The following is a 2,478-nucleotide window of genomic DNA, read 5'->3' as shown; positions in this document are numbered from 1 at the left end:
AGGGGATCATTCGTCTGCGTCGCGTGCCCGCCGGTCCCGTAACATCGCCGACGGACAGGTGCGCGACCACAGCTCTTCCCGCGCTCCCTGCGCGCACGGAAACCATGGCATCCAGGAACCAGGAGCGGGACGCGTGGCGGGTCGGGTCGCGGTGATCGGCGGCGGTATTCTCGGGCTCGCGGTGGCCCGGCGGATCGGGCAGGTCGATCCCGCCGCCACGGTGACGGTCTTCGAGAAGGAGCATGACGTCGCCCGCCACCAGAGCGGACACAACAGCGGAGTCGTCCACGCCGGGCTGTACTACCAGCCGGGATCACTGAAGGCAACCCTGTGCCGACGGGGCGTGGTACTGCTCAGGGAGTACTGCGCCACGCACGGCATCCGCTACGACGAGTGCGGCAAGGTCGTGGTCGCGGTCGACGACAGCGAGCTGGGCAGGCTCGCCGACATCGCGCGCCGGGCACAGGCCAACGGCGTCCCGGACACCACCATGCTGGACGGGCACGACCTGCGCCGCTACGAACCGCACGCCCGCGGGGTGGCCGCGCTGCACTCCCCCACGACCGCGATCGTCGACTACCAGGCGGTGGCCCGCCGGCTGCGGGACAGCGTCCAGGACGCCGGCGGCACGGTGCGCACCGGCAGCGAGGTCGTCACCGTCGAGGAGCGCCCCGACGGCGTCCACCTGGGCCTGCGGGTCCGGGGGAACGTCCGGGTGCCGCCCAACGGCACGCACGCGACCGCGTCCCGCGCCGGTGGCACGGTCACGGCCGTGTCCACGGCGGCCGGGCCGTTCGACCTGCTAGTCGCCTGCGCCGGCCTGCAGTCCGACCAGGTCGCCGCGCTCACCGGCGAGGATCCCTCACCGCAGATCGTCCCGTTCCGCGGCGACTACTGGCTGCTGCGCCCGGAGCGTCGTGACCTCGTGCGTGGGCTGATCTACCCGGTGCCGGACCCGCGGTACCCGTTCCTCGGCATCCATCTGACCAGAAAGGTGGACGGGAACGTGCTGGTCGGTCCGAACGCGGTCCTCGCGACCGCCCGCGAGGGCTACACCGGGCTGACCGTGCGAGGCTCGGAGCTGCGTCAGACACTCGCCTGGCCGGGCTTCCGGACGATGGCCCGCCGGCACTGGCGGACCGGGGCCCGGGAGATCCTGCACACGACGAGCCGGCGTGCGTTCATCGCCGAGGCCCGCCGGTACGTCCCCCAGCTGCGGGCCGCGGACGTGGTCCGGGGGCCCTCCGGTGTCCGCGCGCAGGCGGTCGCGCGCGACGGCGCACTGGTGGACGACTTCGTGCTGTCGATACGCGGGAAGATCGTGCACGTGCGGAACGCGCCGTCACCGGCGGCCACCGCGTCCCTGGCCATCGCCGAGCACATCGTGGACAGGATCGTGGCCGAGCCGGCCGCGTGAGCGTACCGGCGGCTGTCGGCCGACCGCCCAGTCCGGCCACCAGCGCCGCTACGGCAGGGACATCCTGTACTGGCGGCTGTGAGCTGACCGCCTGGGGGATGAGCCCGGCCACGACCGCCGCCCGCATCGGGCGCCCCGTCCGCGCCCACCACTCGCGATCATCTGTCCTGCCCGCCGGGGCCGGGCCCGCCACGGGCCCGCTTCGGCCTTACGGGCAGAAACCGGGCCAGCAGCGCGCCGACGACAGTGAGCAGCCCGCTCAGCAGCGTGATCCACAGGCCTGGCCCCAGCTCGACCGAAAGGTCCAGGTCGATGTCGCCCAGCCGGTCGACGCGCAGCAGGCGGATCATGTCGATCACGGCGAGCAGGACGGTCGCCAGGCCGATCACGGCGGTGAGGATCCACCGCCAGCCCTTCCGGTCACGGCCGGTGAGCATCCCGCCGAGAACAACCGCCAGGACACCGAGCAACGCCGTCGTCCCACCGTAGTAGCGGCCGATCTCGGTGCCCCGCAGCGGGAGCTCCATGACGTCGAAGGCGGTGATGGTCGCCCAGGTCATGACCGAACCGACGACGGCCGCGGCACCGGCGACCAGCACGAGCAGGCCCCCGAGCAGCCCCACCAGCCGCTCCCCGGCACCCGCGGGTTCGCCTGCCGTGGTGCCCGTGCCGTCCGCGGGCCCACCGGCCGCCTCCCCCGGACGAGCGCCGATCGGGGCGCCCCACAGGAAGTCCGGCCCGGTGCCAGCACCCGACGGCCCGGCCTCACCCGGGGCGTCCGCGGCACGGCCCGCGGCGGGAGGCGGCCACGAGGCGCCGGACGCCGACGGTGTGCCGGGAGCGGCCGCATCGGAGGCCTCGCCACCGCCGGTATCCCGGCCGCCGCTGTCCGCGCCCCCGGCACCCGGTCCATGGCCACCGGGCGGCCGGGCCCACCGCGGGTCAGCCGTCAGCGCGTGCGCCGCACGCCGTTCGGCACGCCACCGGCGCAGCCGCTCCGACTCGCCGTCCGCGCCGTCCACGCCGTCCGCGCCGTCCGTGCTATCCGTGCTGTCCGTGCT

At 74.4% G+C, this 2,478-nt stretch carries 2 protein-coding genes; one reads left to right on the top strand and one right to left on the bottom strand.

The features are described 5' to 3' along the window. Positions 1 to 133: 133 nt before the first annotated feature. Entirely contained in the window at positions 134 to 1,417 is a 1,284-nt protein-coding gene (locus tag AC5LSR_RS13330; protein ID WP_250282657.1) for an L-2-hydroxyglutarate oxidase, read from the top strand. 158 nt (positions 1,418 to 1,575) lie between these two features. Here the strand turns inward: AC5LSR_RS13330 and AC5LSR_RS13325 are convergent. Further along, positions 1,576 to 2,478 (bottom strand): hypothetical protein (locus AC5LSR_RS13325; RefSeq protein ID WP_493468517.1); only part of this gene is annotated, 903 nt, incomplete at its 5' end.

It is taken from the genome of Protofrankia sp. CiP1_Cm_nod4 (assembly GCF_982290645.1).
Note: the sequence above shows the minus strand (reverse complement) of the source record. Positions and strands in the feature narration are given on the sequence as shown.